This window comes from Streptococcus downei MFe28, from assembly GCF_900459175.1.
GTDB classification, from domain to species: Bacteria; Bacillota; Bacilli; order Lactobacillales; family Streptococcaceae; genus Streptococcus; species Streptococcus downei.
This window is the reverse complement of sequence record NZ_UHFA01000002.1, coordinates 991,483-1,018,270: the sequence shown is the minus strand read 5'-3', so window position 1 is coordinate 1,018,270 and position 26,788 is coordinate 991,483. Positions and strand designations below refer to the sequence as shown.

Here is a 26,788-nt window from a genome sequence, read left to right as displayed (position 1 = left end):
CTTACTTGCCCTTCTTTCTTATGGTAAAGTGCTGGTTTTGATTCTTATCGTCAAAGCGTCTGCTGTCTGGCTTTGGCTGGTGGCGTTTGGGCTTAGACTTCTTGGTAAATTTGTCTCGCTCTCCTAGCTTGAAATCTCTCCTGTCCTGCCCCTTTTTTCTATAGCCCCAGTCCTCTTGGTCAGCCATCTTGAAATCCTGCCGAGATTTCTGATGGGGACGACGCTTGCGATTGTCCCGTTTGCGACGAGGACGTTCTTCTTCCTCACGCTGGGGCTCTTGAGGCTGAGGATTTTCCAAAAGAAAGTAGGCACAACCAAAGTTGCAGTATTCCTTGAGGTAGTCATCCAAGCGACCAATCTTGCTGTCATTTTTGACGACCCGCTCATCCTTGTAGAAGCCCCGCAGGCGTAGCTCATCACTGGACCAATCCCCGAGGATATAGTCATATTTGAGGAGGAGGTCAGAAAATCGCTGTTGGAAATTCTCCAGCTTGAAGCCATCTTTATAATTATCAACCAGCTCCAACTCAATCCCTTCCGAGCGAACTTGTCGGTCAAAATGGACAAACTTGGGCCCCGGAAATTTGTTGTAATTGAGCATATCAGGGGTTATATCTTTTCGCATGGGGCTCCTTTCTTATTAATAATGATTTTAACGAGTTTAGAACCTTTATATTATACACTATTTTGGCCATTTTGTAAGCCTGAGATAATGGCCTGAGCTTGACACATAGGATACCTAAGTCCTCAAAGTAAGTTCCAGTCAGGTGACAAAACTGGAAGTTAGTCTGAAACGTGTTTTTGTGGTGGAATTAAGTCTGAGACTTTTTCTGTTAGGTGGAGGTTGGCACACGCCACCACCGAATGATGCCGATGATGGCCACCAATGGTAATTTGGCAACTGGCTTGCTCACTATGTTGGCTTGGTGATAACCTAGTCGTTTTTGAACCAGCCTGATAGTTTTGACCAGAAAAACAACTGTCCAATCTGGAACAGCTGCTTTGACTTATTTTCTTGTCCAGGCCAAGTCAATCATACTTGGCCAGTCGTCAGGGAGATGAAAGGCCAGATTTGAAATACTATTTGGACCTTACTGCTAGAATCAAAACTAAGACTTGACCCAGCTATACTGCAACACTTCTGCTTAAACAAAAACAACTGCTCCTTCTTTGAACAGTTGTTTCATCTTATTTGGTTTTCTTGAGGTAGTCAATAGCATCTTGAGCCGTTTTGACAGGGACGATTTTCATCTTACTATCCAGCTTTTTGGCCATTTTCTTAGCTTCCTGGTAGTTGTTGCCCTTGGGATAATATTTCTTGTTGGCCTTAGAAACAGGATTGTCAGGAACAAAGAAAATTTGGGCTCCCGATTTGTCGGCAGAAACGACCTTTTGTGACACACCGCCGATGTCCCCAACTGAGCCATCAGGCTCGATGGTGCCTGTGCCAGCAATCATCCGTCCCTTGAGCAGGTCTTCATTATTGAGCTGGTCATAGATGGACAGGGTAAACATTAGACCAGCACTTGGTCCCCCCACGCCCTGGGTGGAGAATTTAACCTTGTCGGCCGAGTTGACCTCTGTGTGGTCGGTCAAAGTAATACCGATACCATTTTTACCATTCTTGAGTTTGATGACCTTACCCTTGGCAGACTGTTTCTTCCCCTTGCTAGTGTATTGGACTGAAACAGCGGAACCTCTTTTGAGGCTACCTGCGTATTTAACTAGGTCCTTAGAAGACTTAAAGCTCTTGCCATTGATGCCTGTTAGGGTATCAGCGATATTGAGCTTACCCTTAAAGGTCGAATTGTCGGCGACATTAAGGACATAAACGCCCTTGTAGTCCAGCTTGGCTTTCTTACCCGCCAAGTTGAGGGCCTGATAAATAGCCATGTTCTGGGAAGTTTCCATATAGTACTGGTTAATCAGTTCGTAGTCCCTGTTGCTGGCTCCTCCCGTCAATTCCTTCTTGGAAACAATCTGGGTCGAATCAGGATTGAGCCAAGAATAAGCCAGATTAAAGACCGTTCCTGGTCGTATCTCAACCGCTACAAAATTGTAGGATCCCTTGTCCTTATTGGTCTTGTTATTAACAGTCATAACCTGGTTGATGTCATAAGCCCCACCTGGAGCTTCAACATAATAGGGCAAGGGTACAATAAAGCAAAAGACCAAGGCCAAGAGGGCAAAGCCTCCAAGAAACCACCACTTAAAGCGTTTAAGAAAGCTGATAATTCCTTTTGGGGAATTAGGCTGACTCGGCTCACTCTTTGTCATGTCTCTTCTCCAATTCTAAGGCCACAACTTCTGGGACATAGGGCCGAATATCCGCACCAAAATGGGTCAACTCACGTACCCTTGATGAAGCGATATAAGACAAGTCTGGTTTGGCCAAGAGATAGATGGTCTCTAGGTCTTGAGCCAAGTCCTGATTGAAATGGTCCATGCTAGCCTCGTAGGTCAAATCCTGACCATTGCGAAGACCTCTGACCAAGACACTGGCACCCAAGTCTTTGGCCACAGTAACAGCCAACTGGTCGTGGGAAGTGATGACAGAAACATTGGGGAGGTCTTTGACAACCTCTTCCAGCAGGGCTTGGCGCCTAGATAGGGGCAGAAAGCCTTCCTTGTTCTGATTGTAAAAAATACCAACATAGAGCTGATCCAGCACCTGACTGGCTCGTTTAATCAGATCTAGGTGGCCATTGGTCACAGGGTCAAAGGACCCTGCGAATAAGCCGATTTTATTTGACATAAACCGTCACCTTACTAATTCCATATTGCTTTTGCTTCCAAATTTTCAAGTCATGAATGGTATCTGGTAGCTCAACTGCCTTATCAGTTTCACAGACAATCATAACCTCTGGCGATAGTAAATCATGATCTTGAAGTTGCTTAATGGTCTTGACAATCTCCTCCTTGGCATAGGGAGGATCCAAGAGGACCAGATCAAACTGGCCTGTCAAGGTTGGCAAAACCTGCCTGGCATCTCGCTTCAGCAAGTGAAATTGGTCAGGAGCCTGGGTCATTTGGATATTAGCCTCAATGACCGCTTGTGCCCGCCTATCTCGCTCGACCAAAACCGCCTGCTCCATGCCCCGAGAAATAGCCTCAATAGAGAGACCACCACTACCAGCATAGAGGTCCAAGACTCGGCCACCAGAAAAAAAGGGGCCAATCATGCTGTAAATAGACCCTCTGACCTTATCAGATGTCGGCCGAGTGGTCTTGCCCTCCAAGGTTTTCAGAGGACGACCACCAAAATTCCCTGCAATAATTCTCATAATGGATATTATAGCAAATTTTCCCAATCAAGAAAGGAAATTGGCAGGCTGGGTTCAAGGAGCTGTTTTTCTCAGACTAACTGGGCTTCTTTTTTCAGAAAAGCCGACTGACTAGGAGGGCGAAGCAAACTAAAAGCCAACTAAAAGGCCTTTGGAGGTTTTTCACGAGAGAGAAGCTCACTCTGTGAGGCAGCAGATATGACTACCCACAGAATATAGAGATTGAACCGCAGGTAGCTCAGCTAGACCAACCACCCAGGGCAATCAAGACTAGCTATAAGATTTCTAAAGCTGGGGCTTGATGGCTTCTAGCCGTCTTTAGGGCGGGGCCTTGCCCTAGTCGCTTTTAAGCAGAGACATCATTTCTCCCTTGCCCTAGTCACTTTTAAGCAGAACCATGGTTTCTTCCTCACCCTAATCGTCTTTGAGGTGGGGCTTAATCTGCTCAATCAAGTCCTTGGTCATGCGTCTGGGACCACGCACCGCCTTGACACCAGCTTCTTTGAGAGTGCTCAGTGGGAAGTCGTCATCGGAAAAGGTCTTAAGACGCTTGACGGTCATGAGTTCTTTGATGCCTGGATGATCTCGCAGACCCTTGTTGGGCAGATGGCTTTCTAGAACTTGGCAGACATAACGGACCGCCTGAATAGGGCTGGTCATATAGATGAAGACCCAATCGCCTTTTTTTATCTGGGCCTTCTGGGTCCATTGGATGGTATCTGTCTCAACAAATTCGGCATCAATATCGTAATACTTAGGATTGGCAGGAATCAGCCAATAATCTGGCCCCGACTCTGCCTTAAAGGACTTGGGGCCAACCAAAGCCCGACTGGTTTCCACCAAGTCAAAAACGTCCTGGTCGGATAGACAGTCATCCATGACCAGGGAAACCCAAGACTGCTTGTTCATATGATAGCTGGGATAGATTCCTGGTTTTTTTAGAAGCTGGTCAAGATTTCTTTTATCAATCTTGATGTTGATAACCTCGGCCTCGCGCTCCAAGTCTGACTTAGCCAGGGGCTTGGTCTCACTATCTAACTTGTCCAACTTAAGGGGGAAGACCAGGGCATACCATTTGTTATTAGCAGGATGACGAAAGGAAGCATATTTGGGATATTTGACAAAGGGATGGTCGAAATCATCACCAAATTTTTCCTTAAGATGATTGGCCAAGCGGTTGGTCTGGGGCAAGTCAAAAGGTGTCTCTTCAAAACAGGCCTCTGCTATTTCTCTCAGGACTGCCCCATAGGCTTCTCTGACCTGACCCAAGTAGGAACCTGTCTGACTCTCGACATGAATGGCCGTGTATTCCTCGTCAAGATCCTTATCGATCAGGCGGCCAACTACCTGGCCACTATTACTTACCTCAATCTGGGCCTGAAAATCCCCAGCCATAATTTCCTTATCATAGCAATAGCCAGATTTTGTCTTTGTAAAGCCAAAATCCAATAATTTCTGAGAACTCAGAGTTTTTCGCTTAAAAAATTGCTCTTCAAATGCCAAATCACTTCTCCCTTCTTATCTTATCAACCATAGTAGAAGCTAGGTCTAGCCTGGTCCGATTACAGAGCCAGCTTCCAACTCATTTCCCTAGGCACTATAGAAAAAACAAGTGGACTGACTGGGCCCACTCGCTTTTGCTTTTATAGAATGTTATCAAAGTCTTTTCTGACTTGGTCTGGCCAAACGCTGGATTGGACTTCGCCAATGTGTTTCTTACGCAAGAGGAACATGGCCATCCGTGATTGCCCGATACCACCACCGATGGTCAAGGGGAAGAGACCGTTGAGGAGGGACTTGTGCCACTCCAGATTGAGGCGGTCTTGGTCGCCAGTGATTTCGACCTGACGTTTGAGGGCATCTTCATCAACCCGAATTCCCATAGAAGAGAGCTCAAAGGCATGACCCAGACTTTCATTCCAAACGATAATATCACCATTGAGACCATGGTAACCAGCCTCGGATTCGCTGGTCCAGTCATCGTAGTCAGGTGCCCGACCGTCATGAGGTTTGCCATCCGCTAGAACTCCACCGATACCAATGAGGAAGACAGCGCCGTATTCCTTAGCAATCGCATCTTCGCGTTCCTTAGGAGTCAAATCAGGGTACTGCTCCACCAAGTCCTCAGTATGGATGAAGGTAATTTTCTTAGGTAGAACCGCATCAACATCGAAACGAGCTTCAACCGCCAATTCAGTCAAGCGGATGGCCTTGTAGACCTTCTCTACTGTTTCCTTGAGATAGGTAAGGTCCCGTCTACCATCTGGAATAACCTTTTCCCAGTCCCATTGGTCAACGTAGACTGAGTGAATTTGGTCCAAGGAATCTTCGTCAGGACGTAGGGCCTTCATATGAACAAAAAGGCCTTCTCCTTCATTGAAACCAAAACGAGCCAGAGTATGACGTTTCCACTTGGCTAGGGAATGAACAACCTCATAAGTTTCATCAGGAATTTGGAGGACATTCACCCGCACAGGATTTTCCACCCCACTCAAATTATCTTGCATACCGTCCCCGACCTTACTCAAAATAGGTCCTTGCACTTCGACGATATCAAGCTTATCAATCAAGTATTGGGTGAAGGTATTCTTAACAAAAGAAATCTCCTGCTGTTGGTGAATAAAGCTCTTCTTCATAGGCTTTCCCTCCTTAAAAATTAAATATGAAGCTATTATACTCCCATTCTGGCAAAAAATAAATAGCTTGAGGCATAAAAGTTTAGGATTTCCATAAAAAATAAGGACTAAAAGGAAAAAATCAACAATTTCCGAAAATTCGGTTTAAAATTTGGTAAAAAAATAGCAATTTACAGACAAACTTTCCTATCAAAACTGGCTCTATAATTTCTGTAGTGGGTAAAACCACTGTAGGAATTATGGAGTCTATTTTGTTGTAGAAAAAAGCCCCATAAGACCTATAATGAAAAAGTGACCAAACCCTCATTAGAAAGAATCTTATGGAACAATTAAATTTTATCACAAACATACTTGGAATTAATGACAAAAATATTATTATCTTAGATTATCTTGATGCTGGAACGCATAAAGAAGTCATTGCTAAGCTCGATTATCCTGCCTCTAAATGTCACAACTGTCAAGGACAAATGGCTAAATATGACTTTCAAAAAGAATCCAAAATCCCCTACCTCAAATGTGCTGGCTACAAGACTCTCATTCGATTGAGAAAACGCCGTTTCCGCTGTAAAGACTGTGGAAAATAGCCGTCGCAGAGACTTCCTTAGTCAAGAAGAATCACCAGATCGCAACCATCGTCAAACAGAAAATCACTCAAAAATTGATTGAGAAAGTCCCTATGACAGCTATCTCCGAAAGTTTATCTGTCTCCACTTCGACAGTCATTCGTCAGTTACATAAATTCAAATTTAAGACTGATCTTAACCACCTTCCAGAACACTTGAGTTGGGATGTGGAAACAGTCAGGGAAGTGACTGTTTCAATCGGCAGATAGAGATGAGCTTTATTGCACAGGACTACGATACAAGAAAGATCCTAGCTATCCTAGATGGACGGACTCAAGCAACTATTCGCAATCATTTCCTTCGGTATTCTAGACAGGTAAGAAGTCGCGTGAAAGTCATTACCATGGACATGTTTAGTCCCTACTACGATATTGCTAGAAAATTTTTTCCAAATGCTAAAATCGTTCTCGATCGCTTTCATATTGTCCATCATCTCAGTCGAGCAATGAATCGCGTACGCATCAAAATTATGAATCAGTTTGATAGGAGATCGCACGAATATAAAGCACTGAAACGTTACTGGAAACTCATTCAACAGGATAACTATACGCTGAGCAGTAAACGATTTTATCATCCAACATTTGAGGCGCATTTAACCAATAAAGAGATTCTCGAAAAACTTCTCTCTTACTCTCAAGATCTTAGAGATCACTATGAACTCTATCAGCTTTTACTCTTTCATTTTCAAGAGAAGCACGCTGACTATTTCTTTGAATTGATCACAGAGTCCATTTCTTCTGTGAATCCTATCTTCCAGACCATTTTTAGAACCTTTTTGAGGGATCAGGATAAGATCATTAATGCACTTGAACTTCCCTACTCAAACGCAAAACTTGAGGCCACAAATAACCTCATCAAAGTCATTAAGCGAAATGCTTTTGACTTCCGGAACTTTGAAAATTTTAAAACGAGAATTCTCATTGCTTTGAATATCAAAAAGGAGAGAACCAATTTGGTCCTCTCCAGGTTGTAACTTTTTATCAACCCACTACAGTTGACAAAGAGCCGAAAAAATCCGCTAGAATATCTAGCGAATCTCTCATTCAATCATTCTTTTCTATTCGTCGCATAAGATGCCGTATTCTGATATTGTCCTACCAAATAAAAGGGAAAATTCGATATTTAACCTTGCTACAATAATCTTGATAGGCTTGCCCGAAATGCTCTCCTAGGACCTTCTCCTCAACTCGTAAGCGAATAACGTAGCCAACAACCAAAACTAAGAGAGACAAGAGAAAACTGTAGAGATTCAGTGTGATGAGAGACAAACCTAGCAGGGACAAGATGCTGCCTGTATAGGCAGGATTTCTCACAATCGCATAAGGTCCGCTATCTACCAGCTTTTGCTGGTCTATCGTCTGCACCGCTAAGGTAAAAGCCTTGCCCAGGTAGTTGACCGCGTACAGACGCAAGGCTATGGCAAAGATAGCCAAAGCAAAACCTAGAAAAAGAAAAATGCTTGGTAGTTTCACACGAAAAACTGCTAGATTGTCAAGATTAACCGATAGCAAGGACAAGACGACGCTGGCGATAATCACATAGCGTGTTCCGTCATCAGCTGAATGTTCAGCCTTATTCTTTTTAGTGTGATGTTTAATATATATTTCTGATAGCACAATAAGAGCAAATATAAGATAGATAAAAATTGTTTGTATTGTAGACATTTTTTGCCCTCCTCCCTTATTCTACTCTTTTCAACTGGGAAAATCTAGTGAAAGTCTAAAGAAGTATTTTCAAAAAAAGCTCCTTTCCTAAGAAAAGAGTGTAAACTTAAAATTCAATGATACCAGGCTCCACTGCCGTATCGTGGTTGGCAATGACTTGCAGGCAGTTGGAGTCTTGGCTCTCTTCCTTGACCCACTCTTCTTCTTTGGCTTTCCACTTATCCTGAATGCTCTTGTCAAAGATGTCTGGATATTTCATAACCATTTGGTCAATATGCCAGACAGACCAGTACCAAGACTTACCGTCGTATTTTTCAGAGCGATTCTTAGTCTTTTTACGAAGCCGTACAGCTTTAGGTAAATCAATGGCCTTAATAGCTAGCAATCCTTGATGACTATAGTTGTAAAGGGTTTTGGTACTTGGAACGATTTCACTTGGGTGTTCCTCTTTATAAGCATAAACGAAGCTGTCTACACTATGAACTCTGGGAGAGGCCTTCATGGCTTCTTCAAAGGCCTTTAGAAAGTGCTCAGATACCTTTTCGAGTTTGAGGTAGTAAATTCCTTGTCGCCCTTCAACGTAACGCCTTTGAGCTAGGTCAGCGAAGTAGTAGTCAAAGTAGATCTTTTTACCATTTACCTGCTTGACTTGTTTTGTCGTCCCACGCTTGATTTCACGTGAAATGGTGGAGCGATTTCTTCCCAAACGTCTAGCAATCTCAGCTGGTTTCAACCCTTCTGATAGGAAGGCCTCAATTTTTCCTCGTTCTACCTCTGAGAGGTGGCAATAGGGTTGTTTTGTGGTACAATTTGTGGTGGACATGCTTATCTCTTTCCTTATACTTTGTTTCGCAACTTTAGTATATCAGATAAGCTTGTCTTTTTTTGTTGCACCTCATTTTACAACGGGGCAAAAAATAAGGACTAAAAGGAAAAAAATCAACAATTTCCGAAAATTCGGTTCAAAATTTGGTAAAAAAATAGCAATTTACAGACAAACTTTCCTATCAAAACTCTGTAAAAAAGCCAGCCGCAGGGACTGGCTAAAGATTAAAAAATAGCTAATTGTTTCCTTTGGTGAAAGTGCCCAACTCAGTTAATTTGTAAGTTTCAGGGTCAAAGTCGGAATTATAAGGACCGGTCCATTCAATATAGGTAATAGAACCGTCATCATTGAATCGAACCCCTAGTTCCATATCAAAGCCTGCTCCTCCAATACCAAAGGAAGGGATAGCGCTGGCAAGTTCAGCACCAGCGGCAAACCGATAGAGACCAGTTGAAACTTTCTCCACCTTTGTTAGGGTTGTCGTTGTTGTTTTACCATCAACTTTTTTTGTAACTTTACCATCTTTAGTGTAAGTCATGGTCTGTTTCACGTTCTGGGCTTTCCCAGACCATGTTCCAACTAAATTAGCAGGCACAACTCCATCATCCGACGACTCGGTAGTATTCTCATTATCAGTATTGGAAGCATACTTGCTGATGGCATCAGAATAGGCCTTCTGCATATCGTCTGATGCTTCTTCGTAGACATAGTCGGCCAGAGACTTGGATGGCTTAAACCAGTAGTCCTTGACGTAATAGACCTTACCATCAGTGGCTAGAACGATTTGGTAGCTAGCCTTAGATTGGTCGACGAAATTCTTATAGAAGTAATCATAGCCAATATTTTCAGCCATGCTTTGGTGTTCCAAGGGGATATTCATACTCCCTAGAAGCTGAGATTCTTCATCTTCGGACTTGGCGTAATATTTATGTTTCTTATCCTTGAGAATGTAGAGCCTGAAACTGGCTGTTGACTGGAAGTCTTCGGCAGCATCACTTGATAAGTCATTACCCAACATGGTAACCTTGAACTTATTCTTGTAATTGATGAGGTCTTGGCCGTTGCCTTGTTTGCCATCAACGTAAGCCGGACGATCCAAATCTTTCAAGTCACCTCCGGAATAGCCAATCAATCGTGTCAAAATCTCTGTATCATCTGAAGTTTTAATCTTCCAAAAAACTGCATCTGTCGCAGATGCTCCTAGGTTGTCAAAAATTTTCCCCCGCGTCACGACGGCATCCTTGCCGTAGTCGCTCTGGTAAAGCCAGTCGCCAAAGTCGCTGACGACCTTGTCTTCCTGATCCTTGCTCAGGGAAACGATTTGTTTCCTTATGTCGTCCTGCGAAACGGTAGTTCCATCTTCGGCCGGCTTGGCAGGGCTAACCGTTGAGGAGCCTTCAATCTGTTCATACCTGTCCGAGTTTTCCATTTGAACCGTTGGCTGACGGAAAGGATTGAGACCTTGTCGGATGACAATGTCCCCCTGGCGCTTAGGCAGGCTGATAAGCAGATAGTTGCCTTCCTCTTTTTTGGCTTTGGTCTCATAAATCTGACCGGACTTGGTATTCTTGACTCGGTAGCGGTGCTTCTTGGTCTGCTGGATTTCAAACTTAACTGTTTGGCCCGTTTTCTTATCCTTGACCTCGACAGTATAGAGGACATCTGCACTAGCAAGGGCGGTTGATTGCTTATATTTTCCCAGAGCTAAAAAAGCTAGGAAAACAACAAGAGCCAGGGCAATAAATTTCTTTTGTTTTTGCATTTCCAATCCTCCCTAAGCAAATAAGAAGCCGACCACATAACCAAAGAAGGCTAAGAGGAGCAAGAGGAATAGTTTAAAGAAAAATTTGCCATCAAACTTGGGCCGAGGGAATTTTGCAACCTTCTTGCCAGTCTGACTCAAGTTGACGGTCTGATAGCCATCTATAGCTCCTTGGGCCTCTTCCAGCTCTGTTGGCTGACGCCCATGCAGGACCTGAAATTCAACTAACCATTCTTCTTTTGTCATCCTACTTCTCCTTCTTAAAACGCAGAACCAGCCAAAAGAGAAGACCATAGACAAGGGCGTGAGTGAAGAGGATTAGAAAATCCTGCACCATGTCTCCTCGGCTGAGTTGGAAATGCTTAAGGGCTGTTTTCTCAATAGGAACATGATACTTGGCCATCATGCCAGGAATCTCTCGCAATTTGTTGGTAGCCCCAAAAACCTTGTGCCCATAGCCCAGAAAGATAAAGTCCTGGACTTTTTCAATGGACTTGGGCAACTGAAGAATAGTTCCAGATAAGGAAAATTGGGCAATACCCACAATGACCGCCAAGATGACTGAGCTAATTTCACTCTCACCGACCAGGGCCGAAATTAATAAAGCCATATAGTGAGAAGCTAAGAAGAGTAAGAAACTGACCAGGATGACTTCAAAAGTGAAGCTATGGAAGACCAGCCCCTTGCTGGGTAAATCCTTGTCAAACCACTGACTCAAGCCCTGGTAAGCCAGAGTGAAGACCATGGATTCCACAAGGGCATAGCCAGCATTGAAGAGGAGGCTAGCTAGGGCAAAGCCTGTTCGGCTGAGAATGGAAAAGAAGTCCCGCTCTAAAATGGCCCTTTCCTTGCTGATATAAATGGAATTTTGAACCAGCACCAAAAGGCTGGACGAGAAAATCAAGAGAAAAAGAGCCATCCGTGTCGTCTCAAAGACGGACAAAAAGCCCTTCTTCTCAATAAAGAGAATCAGAACTTCAAAAATGACTATTCCCACTAGGACCTTAAGAAAGTCCTTGAGGGAGTGACGGCATTTGTACCAACTTAAACGTAAAGCTGCAAGCATAGGGCCTCCTAAATCCTGTAGATTCGACCTGAGGTCTGCACTTCTTGATAAACTTCCGCCAGGCTCAAGTCCAAGTACTTACTGATTTCGTACTCATCGGTCGTTTGAAATTCCTTCAACAGATCTTCAAAGCTACCGACAAATTTGGGTAGACCCTTAGAGAGAAAAATTAGCTTATCAAAAATTGCTAGATTTTCAGTATTATGGGTAATAACAACAATGGCTTTGTTGGCTGTCTGAGCGAGGATTTTCAGGGTCCTTAGCAGGTTGCGATCACTAAGGGCATCTAGACCGCTGGAAGGCTCATCCAGGACAAAGTAGGGAGAGTCACTCAGCAGTTCAATACCAATGCTGACCCGCCGTTTTTGACCACCGCTCAATTCAGAAATTTTCTTATTCCAAAATTCGCTCAAGCCTAGGTCTCTGGCGATCTCCAGAGGAAGGGACTGGCGTTCAGCCTTGGAATGGTGCTTCAAATTCCCATCAGCATAGACCTTGAAAATTTCCTTGACCTTGAGGTAGTCCCGCAAGAGGTTCTGTTGGGGGACATAGCTCCACCGATTTTTTTCTGGCCTTTGGGGTTGGCCATCCTCTAAGATTTGAAATTCCTGACAGGTAGGCTTGAGACGCTCGAGAAGAATTTCTGTCAGGGTCGTTTTGCCACTACCAGAAGAGCCCAGAATACCAACCAGCTCACCTGTTTTTAGGGTCAGGTCCAAATCATGAAAAAGGAGGTCCTGGTTCCCCTTGTATTTGAAACAAATATGTTTAAAAGTAATTTGGTGCACTTGATTCATAAAATTCCTCAATCATCTAACAAAAGTCGTAAGCAGACAATAATAGCCAGGATGATGCCTAGGACAGACAGGGGCCATTGAAAATAGAGAAAAACTAGGGCCAGGAGCCAGCCAACGACGATGGTCAAGAGCCAGCTGAGCCAGACTCGGTTAGCTCGCGAATTTTGGACAGGTTCATCCTCATCTTCGGTCCAATCCCAATCTTCCAAAGAAGGGAGGGGACTCTTAATCTGACTGGAGCTATCTGAGCTAGGCTCCTGATTGGCTAAACCAACCTGACTGGTTGGGGTCAGTTGACGGTCATAACGCTGCTTGCTGTCTTCGTTTAAAAAGCAACGCTTGGCCTTCTCCAAGGCCTCAAGCAAGGCCTTATCATCGGGTCTGGAGCGATTTAGGGCCTCACGGCTTCCCAGCTCTTCAACCAGCTGTTCGACAGCCCGATAATTGGCATTAGCAGACCGACTGGGGCTTATCTTGCGACTGAGTTCAGCTAAATAAGGGAGGGTCTGACCAGTCTCCCTATCAATTCCACGATAAAAATCAATCATTGAACAAATTTATCATAAACTGCCTTGAGTTCCGACAGATCATCCTCAACAAAGTGACTTTCACTTTCAACCTCGGTATTAATCCGATAGCGGTTAATCAATTGACCAGTTAGGCCGTCAAAAACACCGATATGAACCATCTGTTCGGTATCGAAAGCAAAACGGATTTGGGCAATTTTTTCGCCTTTACGCCGAGGATGAGCCAGCTGCTCCCTGATTTCCAGGATAGGCTTAACGCTCAGAGGATTCTCATAATTGCCTTCGGTAATGCGGACACGAAAGGTATCCTGACCATCAGAAACCGCATAAATATCATAGTTCTTTAGGGTCGGAATCGGGGTGTTGCGGGCTACGACCACCTTATTGAAGAAATCGCCGACAAAGGGATAGTCTTTTTGGGGAGACTTCCTTAGGAGCATGCCCAAACCTTGGGAGGTAATATCCCTAATGACCATTTTCCCAGCTTGGGTTTCAGTCGACTGGCCGTCTGTTTCTTCTTCAAAACTGACAGCATCATTGGCGATGAGGTTGGCAATAATGCTGGCCCCTTCTGCAACGATGGTATCGGGATTGATACTGTAGGTTGGCTGTTGGCCAGACATGGCTTCGATAGCCTCACGCACTAGGGGCATTCTGGTCGAACCACCAACCAAGAGAATATGGTCCAATTCATCCCAATTAATTTTGGCTGCCGTCATGGTTGACTGTACCTTAATCATGGTATCCTTGAGCAGGTCAGCAATCTGTTGGCGGAATTCCTCCCGACTGATTTCCACACCAAAGGCCCCTTGGTCTGTATAGGTTTCATAAAAGGCCGTTTCATCTACCGAGAGGGCAATTTTAATCTTTTCCGCCTGATAACGTAGCTGGAACTTCTCCTTGGCAGACAACATGGTCATATTGAGCCCCTGCTCTTCAAGCTTAGACTCAATAAATTTGACCAGGCGTTTGTCAAAGTCTATTCCTCCCAGACGGTGGTTACCATCCGTTGCTAGAATATTGTAGTGATGATTGTCAACATCCATGACGGTGACATCAAAGGTTCCACCTCCTAAGTCATAGACCAGAACCTTACCACTAACACCCTTCTCATGGGCATAGGAAATAGCTGCTGCGGTCGGTTCATTAATAATCCGCAGGATATTAAGACCAGCCAAGCGACCGGCATTCTTGGTGGCCCTTCTTTGCTCAGAGGTGAAATAGGCTGGCACCGTGATAACAGCATCGTGGATAAGGTCCACCCCTAACTCCATAGAGACAATATCCGAGCGTTTCTTGAATTCATTAAGAATCAGAGCCGACAGGATAATGGAATTGACCCTGACATGGTTAGGGGCTTCGCTTTCGACATCCCGTGCAATATCCCGCTTAAAATCCTGTTTAAAGTAGTCAATAATTCCTGAATTAAGACCACGATTAACAGCCGATGAGCCAAAAAAGACCCGAGATTTTCCATTGATGTCGGAAAAATAAAGGGCCGATTGTAAAAGGGACTCATCATTAGCCCCCATCGGTATAATTTCCGGCTTTTGCTCGGGATTTTTAACAATGGCCATAACCGAATTGGTCGTTCCAAGATCGATTCCTAAAGCGTACTTCACTATGAACCTCTTTTCTGCTAGCTAGTTTACGATTTATAGCCACAGCTAGCTTAAAATTTCATTAGTTTATTATAACACGAAAAATGGCTAGAAGGGAATGCCTTCCAACCACTTTATCTTATTTTACGGTATCCTCACGACTAACATTCTGAGAAGTCCCATTTTTTCCTGTGATGATGTAATCTGAATAGCTGGAATAGCTATCATAATCGTTATCACTAGAGCTTGAGCTAGACTTGCTTCCTTGATAATCAACCTTGGCTGACCAGGAGACCTTATCCTTAATATCGCCAGATGACTTATGGTCTGAATCATAGGAATAATAGAAGTCACAAACAACCGTGAAATTAACGGTATAGGACTTGGCAGAGGTCTGGGTCACACTAGTTACATCAACATCGTTGAAGGTGATACTATCGGCCTTACGAACCTTAGCATTAATCGTATTAGTGTCAATCATATCTTTGACATCCTTATACATGCTATTATCAGTACCACCTTGGAAGATGTCGGTCAGGTTATCTGGCGTCGTATTGTCCACCGCATAGGTCTGCATCTTGCTATAGGCCGCTGTGATCAAATCATCCGCTGTATCGCGGTCCAAGATACCATCGGCATCCAGGTTGAGACTGTCGCCATCGCTGATGTCTTCAATGGAGGTCGTTTCTGATTTGACACTAGTCCCATCGCTAAATTTCTTCTGAACATAGACCGAGGCGCTATCGGTTACTGCCAGCTTAGAAGCCGAATATTGGCCATTCTTCATGCTACCAATCTTCTTACTACCAACATAGACATCCCCATCTGTCAGGTTACTATTGAGGGTGAAGCTGAGATACTTCACATTGAGGGTAACCTCCTGAGAACCTTTAGAATTGTTAGAAGAGCTAGAACCACTTAGGGGAAATTTCTTTTGCGAGCTGACTTCTAGCTTTTGGCCATTAACCTTACCAGAAGCAACAAAATCATAAGTACCAGGATAGAGGCGTTTCAAGGTCGCACTATACTTATCACTATCAGAAGTCTTGAATTCGACATCATTGATGGTGATTTTAAGGTCCTTGGTATTGGTCGAAATTTCTGCCGACGCCGGCTTAACGGCTACCTTCCACTTAGGAAAGAGCAGGTATTGGCGACCGACCTGCACCATGTTTGAACCCTTGAGTAAATCCGACTTATTGGTGTTGGCTAGCACCTTGGACTTGTTGGTGTACTTCAAATCCGCATTGGAAATGGCTTTTTTATTGTCAGCCCAAACTTCATAGTCCAACTGCTTATTAAAATCCTTGCCCGCCACCTGCAAATAACGGTCGGCTACTGATTCCCTCGAATAGTAGTGACTGCCATAGATAATGACACTAATCAAGGCAATAACCAGTAAGCTAGTAAAAGCAATGGTAAATTTCTTCCAGCGAGCCATGGGTGGCTTAAGAGGCTTGGGACTGGAATTTAAGAACTGATTGATACTGGTTAAATTAAAAGCAGCCGCCTTACCAATTAGAAATTCTTCAGGTCGTGGCTGACGACCAACGTATTTTTGAAAGGCTGAAATCCAGGCATCTTCTTGAGATTGGTCCAAACCATCTTCGGCTAAGGTGTCTGGATGGGCTAGATGGTTAGCTGAAGCATTGGACCTGGCTTGAGAGTCCCCTTTTTCATCATCAGCTGACTGGGTGACAGCCTGGGCGCTAGCAAGTGCGCCGTCAGCATTTTCAATCCCAGCAATCCGCCGAATCTCCTTGGGTGAAAAGCCGCTTTCCTTCCCAGCCATAAATTCCTGCGGGTTGGGCTTACGACCGACCACATCTTCAAATAATTCTGTCCATCTTTCTTTTGTAGCCATAGATTTTCCTATTCTATTTTTTAGTCGTCATAGTAACTGTCATCATCGTCATAGTCGCTACTGCTATCTGAATGGAAAACATCATGAACAGAGTCAAACCCAGAACGGAAGGTTGCAGAAACCGTCTTGTTGAAACCAACCATAAGCAGAGAAAAGAGCAGGGTAACTGCTAGGGTCACATAGAAACTATTGACCTTACCGAGGTTAAAGTCAAGATTCTTAACTAGTGACAAGAGAATCATAGCAAAACCAATTACGAAAAGGGTCAACATAATAATCGCAATAATATGAACTGAACCAAAGGCATTCGCGTAATACCCCTTTTGACCAAGTTGAGTCAAAACATTCAGAGGTCGCAAGTTCTTATCTACACCATACTCATAGAACACGGAGGCAGCCTTCTTCGTAACTTTACCAGGGATAAACCAGGTAACAACAAAGGCTAAGAAGTTAAGCACAAAAATAATTGGTGTATATGAGAAATACTGACCAAGCTTAGTAAAGAATCCCTTGCTCTTATCTTTATTAAATAGTACAGGTACAGCTGTCAGAACTGTATAGAATACAAAGAAGATCAGGAGGACAAGTAAGGTCTTCAAGATACCAAAATGGCTTGAAACCGCTTGATGGTATGTGTCTTTAAAGTTATCACTACGGTATGATGGGAGCGAATAGGCCATCAATATTCTGTGGAAGAAATTAACCAAGCCCCAAGCAGCAAACCAAGAAGCCAAGCCAATAGTAATCAAACCAAAGATAGGGTGTCCTTCTTGCGCTTTAGCTTCTGGCTTAACAAAGGCTTTGCCGAACCAAGAGAAATAACCTGAAAAGCCTTTTTTGAATGCTTCCGCTTGTGGATTTGGTTGTTTAGGTACTGGTGCCATTACGGCTTGAATTTGACCGTCAGGACCCTGTTGGTAATAGACCTGTTGTTGGCCTGGCGCTGCTTGACCAGCTTGGGCAAATTGACCAGCCTGATTTGGTTCAGCCTGTCCTGAAGCCGCTTGAGCAAACTGATTTGCTTGGGGAGTTACCTGCTGAGCCGCTCCTTGTGCTCCTGCAGCCGCTTGAGCATTTGCCGCTTCTGCTTGGACTTGTTCAGGAGCTGGTGCAGCTTGAGGTGCTTCTTCCTTAGCTGCTGCTACTTGAGCCGATGCTAGTTCTTGCGCTGGAGCCTGAGGCGCTTCTTCCTTAGCTGCTGCTACTTGAGCCGAACTAGCTTCCTGAGCACTTGCTTGCAGGGAGTCTGCTTGAGTCGGTGCTTCTGAAACCGGTTGGGCCACAGGCGCGTCCGCAACATCCTCAGCAGCGAAATCACCTGTTGCGAGAGCTTGGGCAATTTCTGCTTCCGAAGGGGTCCGACCATTGATGGCTTCAAAATATTCAATCCAATCCTGTTTGTTCATGTGATTCTCCTTATCAATTTAAACTGTAAAATCTTGCTGGTCCAGGCTTGATGGTTAAATGATGGTGATTAACTACAGGTCCTAGAAAAACTTTGATTATTCAGTTTTCTTTTAGAATACTTTTCCATTGTACTATAAATTTCCTCATATCACAATATCAATTTTGAATAAAAAGCCTTGATACATCAAGCTTTTTGGCCCGATGACTTGAAGACATCCCACTATGAGAAATCTATCAAAAATTACCAAAAAAATGAGTGACCTTGAGGGACAAGAGATAGCCGTCCTTGTCCAGAAGCACTTTAAAATCTGAGACCAGGAGAAGGAGAGCATGCCCAAATAATACTCAATAAAAATCAAAAATAGCCAAGGCAAGGAGCAATGACATCAAGTCACTAAAGTGACTGATGTCAAACGGCAATCTCCATAGCGATTGCCTAGCTCCCTTACTAACCTCACAAAGTTGGTGCGACCAACTTTGCTCCGCATCGCACGAACTGCAGGTAGCTTAAAAGGTCTGGAAGACCTTTTGAGGTTGGAAAGAGGGAAAGCTTCGCTTTCCTCAGTAAGTACGGCAAAGTGAGTGAACGATGGATAGTTTTGATTTTTGAAGAGTATAAGTAGATTAGTTAGAAAGAAAAGCCCTGCTAGCCTAGCTTTGAAAATGTTGAGAAAAACAAACAGGAGCTCGCTAAATCCATGAAAAAAAGGAGCTGACACTGCTCCTCTTTTGGAATTAGATGGGCTTTTAATCAGGCCTTCAAATACCTGCGGATAGAAATCATGGAACCAATAGAACCGATGACAATACCGACAAGGAAGATCCCGCCAATCAAGTAATAGAGATAGGGATTGATAGGATAAAGGCCAAGATTTTCTGCGGCTAAGTTTGGATTAATGCGGGTCCAGGCCAAATTGTAGAGATAATAAATAATCAAGGAAGGCAAGATGGCTCCCAAAACGCCAAACCAAGCTCCTTCGAAGAAGAAAGGAGTCCGAATGTAGGAATTCTTGGCCCCAACCAAACGCATGATGATGATATCATCCTTACGGGACATGATGGTAATCCGAATGGTATTAGAAATTAGGAAGATAGCCACCAGAATAAAGACAGCCGCTCCTACTAAGCCCCATAATCGAATTTGCCCAGAAACAGCCGTCAAGCGGTCCGTATCAACGCCACCATATCGGGCATCATTAACGCCTTTGATGCGCTTCATTTCTTCGGAGATACTCTTCATCTCTTTAGCCGATTTAACCTTGACGATATAGGCATCAAAGAGGGGGTTGGAAGATTCATCATAGGTCCAGGCATTCCCATATTGCTTTTGCAAATCTGCTAATTGATCATTCTTACTAGAGAATTTAATAGAGGCCACACCATTAATTTGCTCAATCTGTTTATAGATGGCATGGTAGTCATCATTGGGTGTTCCATCAGCCTTAGTCTGAGAGTTATCAAAAACATTAGTATCCATATAGACATTAATGGTCAAATTGTGCTCTAAATCTTCGCTCAGTTTGCTGACGTTGAGCAAGATACCAATGACAATTCCAACAAGAGTCAATGTAATCGTCACTGATGAAACCGCTGCGAAGGTCATCCAGCCTTGACGCTTAAGACTGACAAAGGATTCTTTTAAGTGACGGAAAAAAGTTCTAATCATCGTAACCGTACTCTCCTTCCTCTTCATCACGGACCAGACGGCCATCCTCGATAGCTAAGACACGGTGTCGGTGGCTATTGACGATGCTACTATTGTGGGTCGCCATCAAAACAGTTGTTCCATCTTGGTTGATACGTTCCAGAAGTCGCATAATTTCTTCAGAAATTTCAGGGTCCAAGTTACCAGTTGGTTCATCCGCAATCAAGACCTTGGGATTATTGACCAAGGCCCGAGCAATGGCTACCCGCTGCTGTTCACCACCAGAAAGTTGGTTTGGGAAAGAACGCTCTTTATACTTGAGCCCTACCAGCCCCAGAACCTCCTTGACTCGTTTTTTGATGTAACGAGGCCGTTCACCAATAACTTCCATGGCGAAAGCGACATTTTCATAAACGGTCTTATGGTTGAGCAATTTGTAGTCCTGAAAGACTACACCAATAGAGCGACGCAGGATAGGAATTTGCCGCTTCTTAATCTTGTTAAGGCGGAATTGCCCCACCTTAATGGAGCCCCGACTGGCTTCTTCTTCACGGTAGAGCATCCGAATCAGGGTTGATTTCCCCGCCCCTGATGGTCCAACGATATAGACGAATTCACCATTTCTGACATCAAGACTAATGTCACGCAGGGCAGTCGAACCATGAGAGTACTTCTTTGAGACTCGTTTTAGTTCAATAAGTGCCATTTCATTTCCTTTCAAAAATCAAGCTATAAAGTCCACAAAAGGCCAAGTAATCTAGGTAACCAAAGAAAATCTTGTTTTTCTATGCGATTGATCTTTTTTACAAAGCCTCTAGGGCGTGTTTCATTGCTAAGATAAGCTAGTTTAGCCTCGCTCTTTTACTTTCCAGTTTGAGAGCGGGACATCGGAAGTTGTTATTAGCAAGGCCGCTTTTCTTCCTTATTATTTTCACAAGTAAACCTATTTTTGTGTTTACTTGTTCCCTGTGTAGCTGGATAAAAAGGTCCACTGGACCTTCCTCGCTTCCACGTTTCTAGGCTTAAGGGAGGTAGACAAGCACTAGAGTGTCTTGTCTACCTCCCTTACTAACTCCATTTGACTAGTAACATTGACTAGTCAAACTTCGTGTCGTGGGATAAGAGTGGGACAGACACTCATTCTTCTAATCGCCATTTGAGGTAGGCATCGATGAAACCATCAATATCTCCGTCCATGACCTTGTCAACCTGGGCAACTTCGTAGCCGGTTCTATGATCCTTGACCATGGTGTAGGGGGTGAAGACATAGGATCGAATCTGCGAGCCCCAGGTGATTTCTTTTTTATCACCCTTGAGGGCAGAAACTTCCTGCGCCTTCTTCTCCTGCTCCAATTGATAGAGCTTGGCCTGCAACATCTTCATAGCTCGGTCGCGGTTACCATACTGGGTCCGGTCAACCGTTGAAGCCACGACAATCCCTGTCGGAATATGGGTCAGACGAACACCGGTTGAAACCTTGTTGACATTTTGTCCACCGGCTCCACCAGAGCGGAAGGTATCCATTTTCAGATCGTCATCACGAATTTCCACTTCAATGGTATCATCCAATTCGGGCATGACTTCAATCGAGGTAAAGGAGGTATGACGACGCTTGGCCGAATCAAAGGGGGAAATCCGCACCAGCCGGTGAACCCCCATCTCAGACTTAAGCAAGCCATAGGCATGGGGTCCTTCAAAGGAGAGGGTGACCGACTTAATCCCAGCTTCATCTCCTGCCTGATAATCCAACACTTCCACCTTGAAGCCTTTGGCATTCCCATAGCGCTGGTACATCCGCAAAAGCATATCGCCCCAGTCTTGGGCCTCGGTACCACCAGAGCCTGGATGGATTTCCAAGATGGCATTGTTATTATCATAGGGTTCGGATAAGAGCAGGGTCATCTCATAGCTGGTCATCATCTTGTCCAGCTTGGCTAGGGTCTCCTCCAAGTCTCCTTGGACGCTAGCATCCTCTTCCAGCATTTCTAGATAGAGCTCAGACTCTTCGGAGAGCTCCTCCATTTGATTAAAGGTGTCGTAGGTCTGCTTGAGCTCGTTGAGCTCCTGAGAAGTCTTTTGGGCGGTGATGTTATCGTCCCAAAAGTCAGGCTCGGTCATCTTATTTTCCAGAAGGGCAATGTCTTCCTCTAGACGATCGAGGTCAAAGAGACCTCCTGAAGCTAGTCAACTTCTCTTGATTTTCTACTATTTTTTGGCGGATTTCAGCCACTTCCATAAGTTCTCTCCAATCTTTAAAATTAGGTCTAGACTCCTTTGACAAAGCTTAGTCAGAGTTCTTTTTATTCTACCATAAAGCCCTTAAATTTGCCATTTGTCACAAACCAGTTGCCATTCCTGCTTGGCCGCCTCCTCCTGAGGAGCCAAATCCCGCATATAATCCTTGATAGCCTGGTCTGGTTTTTTGACAATTTCCCCCAGAGCCCAGATGGCTGTTGCTGTGTGAATAGGATTGTTATTCTTGTCAATAATTTCCATGAGCTTAACGACGGCATTGCGATCATGGGCATTGGCTAGGGCAATAATGGCATTGCGCTGGAGAATATTTTTGCCCCGCCAAGAGCCAGCAATCTGACCAAATTTTTTCTTGAAATCGCTATTGGATAAGTCCAGAAAAGGCAAGAGTTCAGGCCAGGCCAGGTCTGGGTCAATTGGGGTTGCTAGAGGGTTTTGAATTCCCTTATTGTAGGGACAGCAGATTTGGCAGATGTCACAGCCGTAGATGACCGTCTTGATTTTCTTACGAAATTCCATGGCCATCATGCCCTTGTCCTGGGTCTGAAAAGACAGACAACGCTTGGCATCCATGGATCCATTGCCAAGCAGGCAGGAGGTGGGACAGGCATCCAGACAGCGACGGCAATCACCACAGCCATAGTCAACAGGACTGTCAGGCTCAATTTCCAGATTGGTAATCAGCTCACCTAGAAACATGTAGGAGCCATATTCCCTAGAGATAACCAGACCATTCTTGCCAATAAAACCGATACCAGCCCGCTGGGCGACCGCCGTGTCTACCAAGGCACCAGTATCCACCATGCCCTTGTGCTCCAGAGGAAAGTCGGCACAGAGCTCTTCAATGCCCTTTGCTAAGCGATTTAGCTTATCGTTGAGAACATGATGGTAGTCCAGGCCCCAGGAATTCGGAGTAATCTTGCCCCGCTTGTATTGGGTCTTGGGCGGCTGAGTTGGTAATTGCCGAGGATAGGCCACAGCGATTGAGATGATGGTCTTTGCCGAGGCTAGACTGAGCTTAGGGTCAATCCGCTCCTCAATATTTTTATGCTCAAAACCAGAATTTCTCCCTTCTTCGACCGAAGCCCTCAGGGATTTTTCCAAATAAGCAAAATCATCGGCTGTCGTAAATCCGATTTTTGAAATGCCAATCTCCTTGGCCAATTTTTGAATGTCTGCCTTAATATCCATAGGTCTATCATAATGCAAAAAAGGCCAGCTTTCAAGGCTCAGATTCAGTAAATAGGTAGGGAACGTTAGAAAGTAGAATGACCGAAATTCCACCCTGTCCTATCCTATTAGTCCTACTAATAGCAAAAGGTTATCATGCTCTTCTTTTGATACTTAGGGGAGGGGTCAATCATATCCCATCCTAATCCTAGCTATTTTCTGCTAGAATAGAGCTATGACAAAATTAGCCATTATGAGTGACCTCCACATTGACCTTAATCAATTTGGAGACTTTGAAAAAGACAGCCTACTTGAGACCTTGCAAGAGACAGGGATTTCCCACCTCCACCTAGCAGGGGACATTTCCAACCACCATCAGGACATTTCCCTTCCCTTCATCCAAGAACTAGAAAAGTCTCTCAAGGTCACCTACAATTTAGGCAATCATGATATGCTGGATTTGACGGACAAGGAGATTGACCAACTGGACTTTCAGGTCTATAGCATAGGAAAGCGCCAGCTCCTTGCCTTTCACGGCTGGTATGATTACTCCTTTAGCCAAGAGCCGACTGATAAGGTGCTCAGGCGCAAGAAGACCTTCTGGTTTGACCGCAGGCTCAATCGTCAAGCATCTGACCCTGAAATTACAGACAAGGTCTTCCTTAAGCTGGAGGAGCAACTCAAGCGTTTGGATACCAACAGACTCATCCTTGCCATGCACTTCGTGCCCCATCAGGATTTCACCATGACCCATCCCAAGTTTTCCCCCTTTAATGCCTTTTTAGGAAGCCAACGCTTTCACCAGCTCTTTGTTAAGTACGGTGTTAAGGATGTGGTCTTTGGTCACGAGCACCGCTCATACGGTCGAGTCACCCTTGATGGGGTTCATTATCATTCCCATCCTCTGGGCTATATTAGAGAATGGGATCTGACTATTGATTTTGTTTCCAACCATCCCGAGCTCAATCCCAGCGGAACCTGGAACCTGTCCAAACGTTACAACCTAGTCCGAAAGAAACCAGCCTACCAAGCCTACAAAAAAGAGCAGTTCAAAAACGAGCTCATCAAGTCCATGACCCTATTTGATTGTTAGGAGGCTGGGGGAAGTTTGCCTTCAGACATTCTTAGACTCTTCGAAAATCAAAATTTTCCCACGGATAAAGTCACTCTATAATTTCTCATTAGAGTGACTACGAAAACTACAATTGTAGTTTTCTATATCCCTGACTAATTTCATAAAAACTGTAATAGTGACAGTTTTTACTCCATGTCGCATCGTTAACTCACCTTGACGTACTTACTGAAGAAAGCGAGGCTTTCTACATCCCCAACCTCAAAAGGTCTCCCAGACCTTTTGAGCTGTCTTCATTTCGTGCGATGCGGAGCAAAGTTGGTCGATTTCACCAACTTTGTGAGGTTAGTAAGGGAGCTAGGCAATCGCTATAAAGATTGCCGTTAACTATCAAGCCGCTAAAGTGGCTGATAGCTTTGCCTCTTGCCTCAGCTAATTTCGATTTTCATTGAGTATTAATGACCAGATATCATAAATAATTAAAAAACGAACAAGCTGACCTTTCTGAAGGTAAGACTACTAACTCTGTTCGTTTTTTTATTTTATGCTGATTTATAATCATAGCCTGAATGTTGCATCAAACCATTGGATTTATTAACGAGCCAAATAAGCCTACTCTGATGTTTGTTGACTATTAGCCTGGGCTTGGTCCAAAGCCATTTTATGCTTGCCAGATTAGCCGGTCCTCGGTTTCCTTCATAGTTTATGCTACAATAGCACTAGTTATTACTCACGAAAGGAAAGACCATGTCACCATCCTTTAGAAGCCTTTTAAAAGAATCCTGGCGGAATTTACGAGAGAACTTTTGGACCTACCTGCTGACTGCCCTTATCTTGCAGATTTTTCTGGCTTATTTGGCTAAGGGGCTCCTGTCCTTTGTCTTTAATCGGGTTGTCGGTTTTGCAGGGATAGTCAGTCTGACCCCCAGCACTTGGTCTGCCATCGCTAGTCATCCGCTAGCTCTGGTCTTTTTCTTGCTCTACCTGCTCATTCTGGCAGGGGTCATTTATCTGGAATTTGCCATCCTAACAATTACTGTGGCCAAGACCTACAGACCCTTATCAGTCCGCCAGGTGATTAAAGGTCTTCCTAAAAAAATGGCTGGCCTCTGTGGCCCTCAACTTTTGGTTTTCTTATTCTACCTGATTTTGATGGTTCCCTTGGCCAACTATGGTCTTCGGTCCAGCCTGCTGGCCCACTTCAAAATTCCTGACTTTATTGCAGATGAGTTGATGAAATCAAGTGCTGGAAAATGGGTTTACTTTATTAGCTTGGCTAGCATTGCCTACCTCAACCTCCGCTTTATTTATTTCCTTCCCCTCTATACGATTAGCGAGCTCAAACCCAGTCAAATTTTTAGACAATCTTGGCAACTGACCAAGGGACGACAGCTAAAGGTTCTAGCCCTCTTTGGCTTTTATAGCCTGATAGCCAGTCTCCTTCTTGTCATTATCTACAGCGGAGCTGTCTTAGTTTTTGGTGGCCTTGACCAATCGGGTAATAATCTTCTGCTAGAAACAAGCCTCTATAGCCTAGTGAAAGCAGTCAACTTCGCCTTTATTGTTAGTCTCAAATTTATCCTCATCATTGTCTTGACCAGCCATCTTTTGAGCCTGGAAAAATATCAGCAAGAGCTCACTTATCTCTCTAAGACCAATCAAAGCTGGCACTTACCCAAGTGGTCTAGACTCCTTCTCCCCCTTACGCTCTTAGTCTGGTTGATTTCAAATGGCCTAAGCCTTTATCTCCTGAAAACCAATCCCAAGGCAATCATGATTGCCCATCGGGGGGACGTTAACCAGGGTGTCGAAAATTCCATCACCGCCATGCGGGCGGCCCATAAGGCTGGGGCTGATTATTCAGAAATGGATGTTGTCATGACCAAGGATCATCAGTTCGTGGTCAGTCACGACAATAACCTCAAACGCCTAACTGGCCTTGACTGGAATATTTCCGATATGACCCTGGCCCAAGTCACCAAGCTTAAGACACATCAAAATGGTTATAGCGACCATATTGCCTCCCTAGATGAATTTATGAAGGCGGCCCAGGCCTGCCACCAAAAGATTGCTATTGAATTAAAGCCTTACGGCCATGAATCCAGCAACTATGTTGACTTATTTATTAAGAAACTCAAGGTCTTAAAGGCGGTGAAAGGCAATAAAATTATGTCTCTAAAACTCCCTGTCATCGAGGAAGTTGAGCGCAAGCTCCCCCAAGCGAATACTGGCTATCTAGTTTCCCTCCAATTTGGCCCCTTTGCTCCTCACAAGGTAGATTTTTACGCTATTGAAGAGTTCTCCTACAATGAGGTTGTTGCCTATTCTGCTTACCAGCAGAAAAAAGAACTCTATGTCTGGACCATCAATGATGATAGCCAACTGCTACGCTTCTTGCACAGCCCAGTCAATGGCATCATCACCGATAGACTGAAAGACTTCCAAGCCAATAAAAAGGACATCAACTCCTCTAACTCCTACTACGACCGTGTCATCCGACTCTTGGATATTGAATTGGCCAATAATTGACAAGGATTTTGGCATTAGAAAACGACCTTTTAAGCCGAGGTCGTTTTTCTATTTCAGTAACT

At 44.3% G+C, this 26,788-nt stretch carries 22 protein-coding genes and 1 pseudogene; 3 read left to right on the top strand and 20 right to left on the bottom strand.

The window, feature by feature from the left end; all coding sequences use genetic code 11:
* Window position 1: 1 nt before the first annotated feature.
* The 6 genes from DYE66_RS04975 to asnA form a co-directional block, all read right to left on the bottom strand.
* Window positions 2-625 carry a YutD family protein gene (locus DYE66_RS04975; RefSeq protein ID WP_003000385.1) on the bottom strand — a complete coding sequence of 208 codons (624 nt, stop codon included), beginning with the start codon at window positions 623-625 and terminating at the stop codon, window positions 2-4.
* A gap of 563 nt (window positions 626-1,188) precedes the next feature.
* Window positions 1,189-2,277: a SepM family pheromone-processing serine protease gene (locus tag DYE66_RS04970; RefSeq protein WP_003000018.1), complete on the bottom strand. Its 1,089-nt coding sequence runs from the start codon at window positions 2,275-2,277 to the stop codon at window positions 1,189-1,191.
* Entirely contained in the window at window positions 2,264-2,755 is a 492-nt protein-coding gene (gene coaD / locus DYE66_RS04965; RefSeq protein ID WP_002999809.1) for a pantetheine-phosphate adenylyltransferase, read from the bottom strand. The genes DYE66_RS04970 and coaD overlap by 14 nt, the downstream gene beginning before the upstream one ends.
* Complete coding sequence (gene rsmD, locus DYE66_RS04960; protein WP_003000255.1) at window positions 2,745-3,284, bottom strand: 16S rRNA (guanine(966)-N(2))-methyltransferase RsmD; 540 nt, start codon at window positions 3,282-3,284, stop codon at window positions 2,745-2,747. The genes coaD and rsmD overlap by 11 nt, the downstream gene beginning before the upstream one ends.
* A 414-nt stretch (window positions 3,285-3,698) precedes the next feature.
* A complete protein-coding gene (locus DYE66_RS04955) occupies window positions 3,699-4,787 on the bottom strand; it encodes an MmcQ/YjbR family DNA-binding protein (protein ID WP_003000580.1) in 1,089 nt (362 codons plus the stop codon).
* Between the two features lie 140 nt (window positions 4,788-4,927).
* The gene (gene asnA / locus DYE66_RS04950) at window positions 4,928-5,920 is read right to left on the bottom strand and encodes an aspartate--ammonia ligase (protein WP_002999921.1); all 993 of its coding nucleotides are present in this window, start codon (window positions 5,918-5,920) and stop codon (window positions 4,928-4,930) included.
* A 320-nt stretch (window positions 5,921-6,240) separates the two neighbouring features.
* Here asnA and DYE66_RS04940 point away from each other — a divergent pair.
* Window positions 6,241-7,516 (top strand): annotated as a pseudogene (locus tag DYE66_RS04940) (ISL3 family transposase).
* Window positions 7,517-7,637: 121 nt separating this feature from the next.
* Here DYE66_RS04940 and DYE66_RS04935 read toward each other — a convergent pair.
* The 14 genes from DYE66_RS04935 to queG form a co-directional block, all read right to left on the bottom strand.
* Window positions 7,638-8,207: a methyltransferase family protein gene (locus DYE66_RS04935; protein ID WP_003000332.1), complete on the bottom strand. Its 570-nt coding sequence runs from the start codon at window positions 8,205-8,207 to the stop codon at window positions 7,638-7,640.
* A 106-nt stretch (window positions 8,208-8,313) separates the two neighbouring features.
* Window positions 8,314-9,030: a helix-turn-helix domain-containing protein gene (locus DYE66_RS04930; protein ID WP_115324984.1), complete on the bottom strand. Its 717-nt coding sequence runs from the start codon at window positions 9,028-9,030 to the stop codon at window positions 8,314-8,316.
* A gap of 238 nt (window positions 9,031-9,268) precedes the next feature.
* Complete coding sequence (locus DYE66_RS04920) at window positions 9,269-10,795, bottom strand: hypothetical protein (protein WP_003000040.1); 1,527 nt, start codon at window positions 10,793-10,795, stop codon at window positions 9,269-9,271.
* Window positions 10,796-10,807: 12 nt separating this feature from the next.
* Window positions 10,808-11,041 carry a hypothetical protein gene (locus DYE66_RS04915; protein ID WP_003000254.1) on the bottom strand — a complete coding sequence of 78 codons (234 nt, stop codon included), beginning with the start codon at window positions 11,039-11,041 and terminating at the stop codon, window positions 10,808-10,810.
* Window position 11,042: 1 nt separating this feature from the next.
* Window positions 11,043-11,861 (bottom strand): ABC transporter permease, encoded by an 819-nt coding sequence (locus tag DYE66_RS04910; protein ID WP_003000456.1) that lies wholly within the window; start codon window positions 11,859-11,861, stop codon window positions 11,043-11,045.
* 8 nt (window positions 11,862-11,869) lie between these two features.
* Complete coding sequence (locus DYE66_RS04905) at window positions 11,870-12,658, bottom strand: ATP-binding cassette domain-containing protein (RefSeq protein WP_003000337.1); 789 nt, start codon at window positions 12,656-12,658, stop codon at window positions 11,870-11,872.
* Between the two features lie 8 nt (window positions 12,659-12,666).
* A complete protein-coding gene (locus DYE66_RS04900) occupies window positions 12,667-13,206 on the bottom strand; it encodes a hypothetical protein (protein ID WP_002999812.1) in 540 nt (179 codons plus the stop codon).
* Complete coding sequence (locus tag DYE66_RS04895; protein WP_003000046.1) at window positions 13,203-14,807, bottom strand: Hsp70 family protein; 1,605 nt, start codon at window positions 14,805-14,807, stop codon at window positions 13,203-13,205. Before DYE66_RS04895 ends, DYE66_RS04900 begins: the two co-directional genes overlap by 4 nt.
* A 118-nt stretch (window positions 14,808-14,925) precedes the next feature.
* On the bottom strand, window positions 14,926-16,650 hold the full coding sequence (locus DYE66_RS04890; RefSeq protein ID WP_003000206.1) for a zinc ribbon domain-containing protein: 1,725 nt from the start codon (window positions 16,648-16,650) through the stop codon (window positions 14,926-14,928).
* Between the two features lie 20 nt (window positions 16,651-16,670).
* The gene (locus DYE66_RS04885) at window positions 16,671-18,056 is read right to left on the bottom strand and encodes a hypothetical protein (protein ID WP_115324983.1); all 1,386 of its coding nucleotides are present in this window, start codon (window positions 18,054-18,056) and stop codon (window positions 16,671-16,673) included.
* Between the two features lie 752 nt (window positions 18,057-18,808).
* Window positions 18,809-19,723, bottom strand: a complete 915-nt coding sequence (gene ftsX, locus DYE66_RS04875) for a permease-like cell division protein FtsX (protein WP_002999900.1) — start codon at window positions 19,721-19,723, stop codon at window positions 18,809-18,811.
* Window positions 19,716-20,408: a cell division ATP-binding protein FtsE gene (gene ftsE, locus DYE66_RS04870; protein WP_003000493.1), complete on the bottom strand. Its 693-nt coding sequence runs from the start codon at window positions 20,406-20,408 to the stop codon at window positions 19,716-19,718. The genes ftsX and ftsE overlap by 8 nt, the downstream gene beginning before the upstream one ends.
* 431 nt (window positions 20,409-20,839) lie before the next feature.
* A protein-coding gene (prfB, locus tag DYE66_RS04865; protein ID WP_100207097.1) for a peptide chain release factor 2 occupies window positions 20,840-21,938 on the bottom strand; the annotation gives its coding sequence in 2 pieces (ribosomal slippage) (window positions 20,840-21,865 and window positions 21,867-21,938; 1,098 coding nt in all).
* Between the two features lie 83 nt (window positions 21,939-22,021).
* Complete coding sequence (gene queG, locus DYE66_RS04860) at window positions 22,022-23,146, bottom strand: tRNA epoxyqueuosine(34) reductase QueG (protein WP_003000486.1); 1,125 nt, start codon at window positions 23,144-23,146, stop codon at window positions 22,022-22,024.
* Between the two features lie 214 nt (window positions 23,147-23,360).
* Between queG and DYE66_RS04855 the strand changes: the two genes are divergently transcribed.
* Together DYE66_RS04855 and DYE66_RS04850 are read left to right on the top strand one after the other, a co-directional pair.
* Window positions 23,361-24,218, top strand: coding sequence for a metallophosphoesterase (locus DYE66_RS04855; RefSeq protein ID WP_002999787.1), 858 nt, complete (start codon window positions 23,361-23,363; stop codon window positions 24,216-24,218).
* Between the two features lie 726 nt (window positions 24,219-24,944).
* A complete protein-coding gene (locus tag DYE66_RS04850) occupies window positions 24,945-26,726 on the top strand; it encodes a glycerophosphoryl diester phosphodiesterase membrane domain-containing protein (RefSeq protein WP_115324981.1) in 1,782 nt (593 codons plus the stop codon).
* Window positions 26,727-26,788 lie beyond the last annotated feature (62 nt).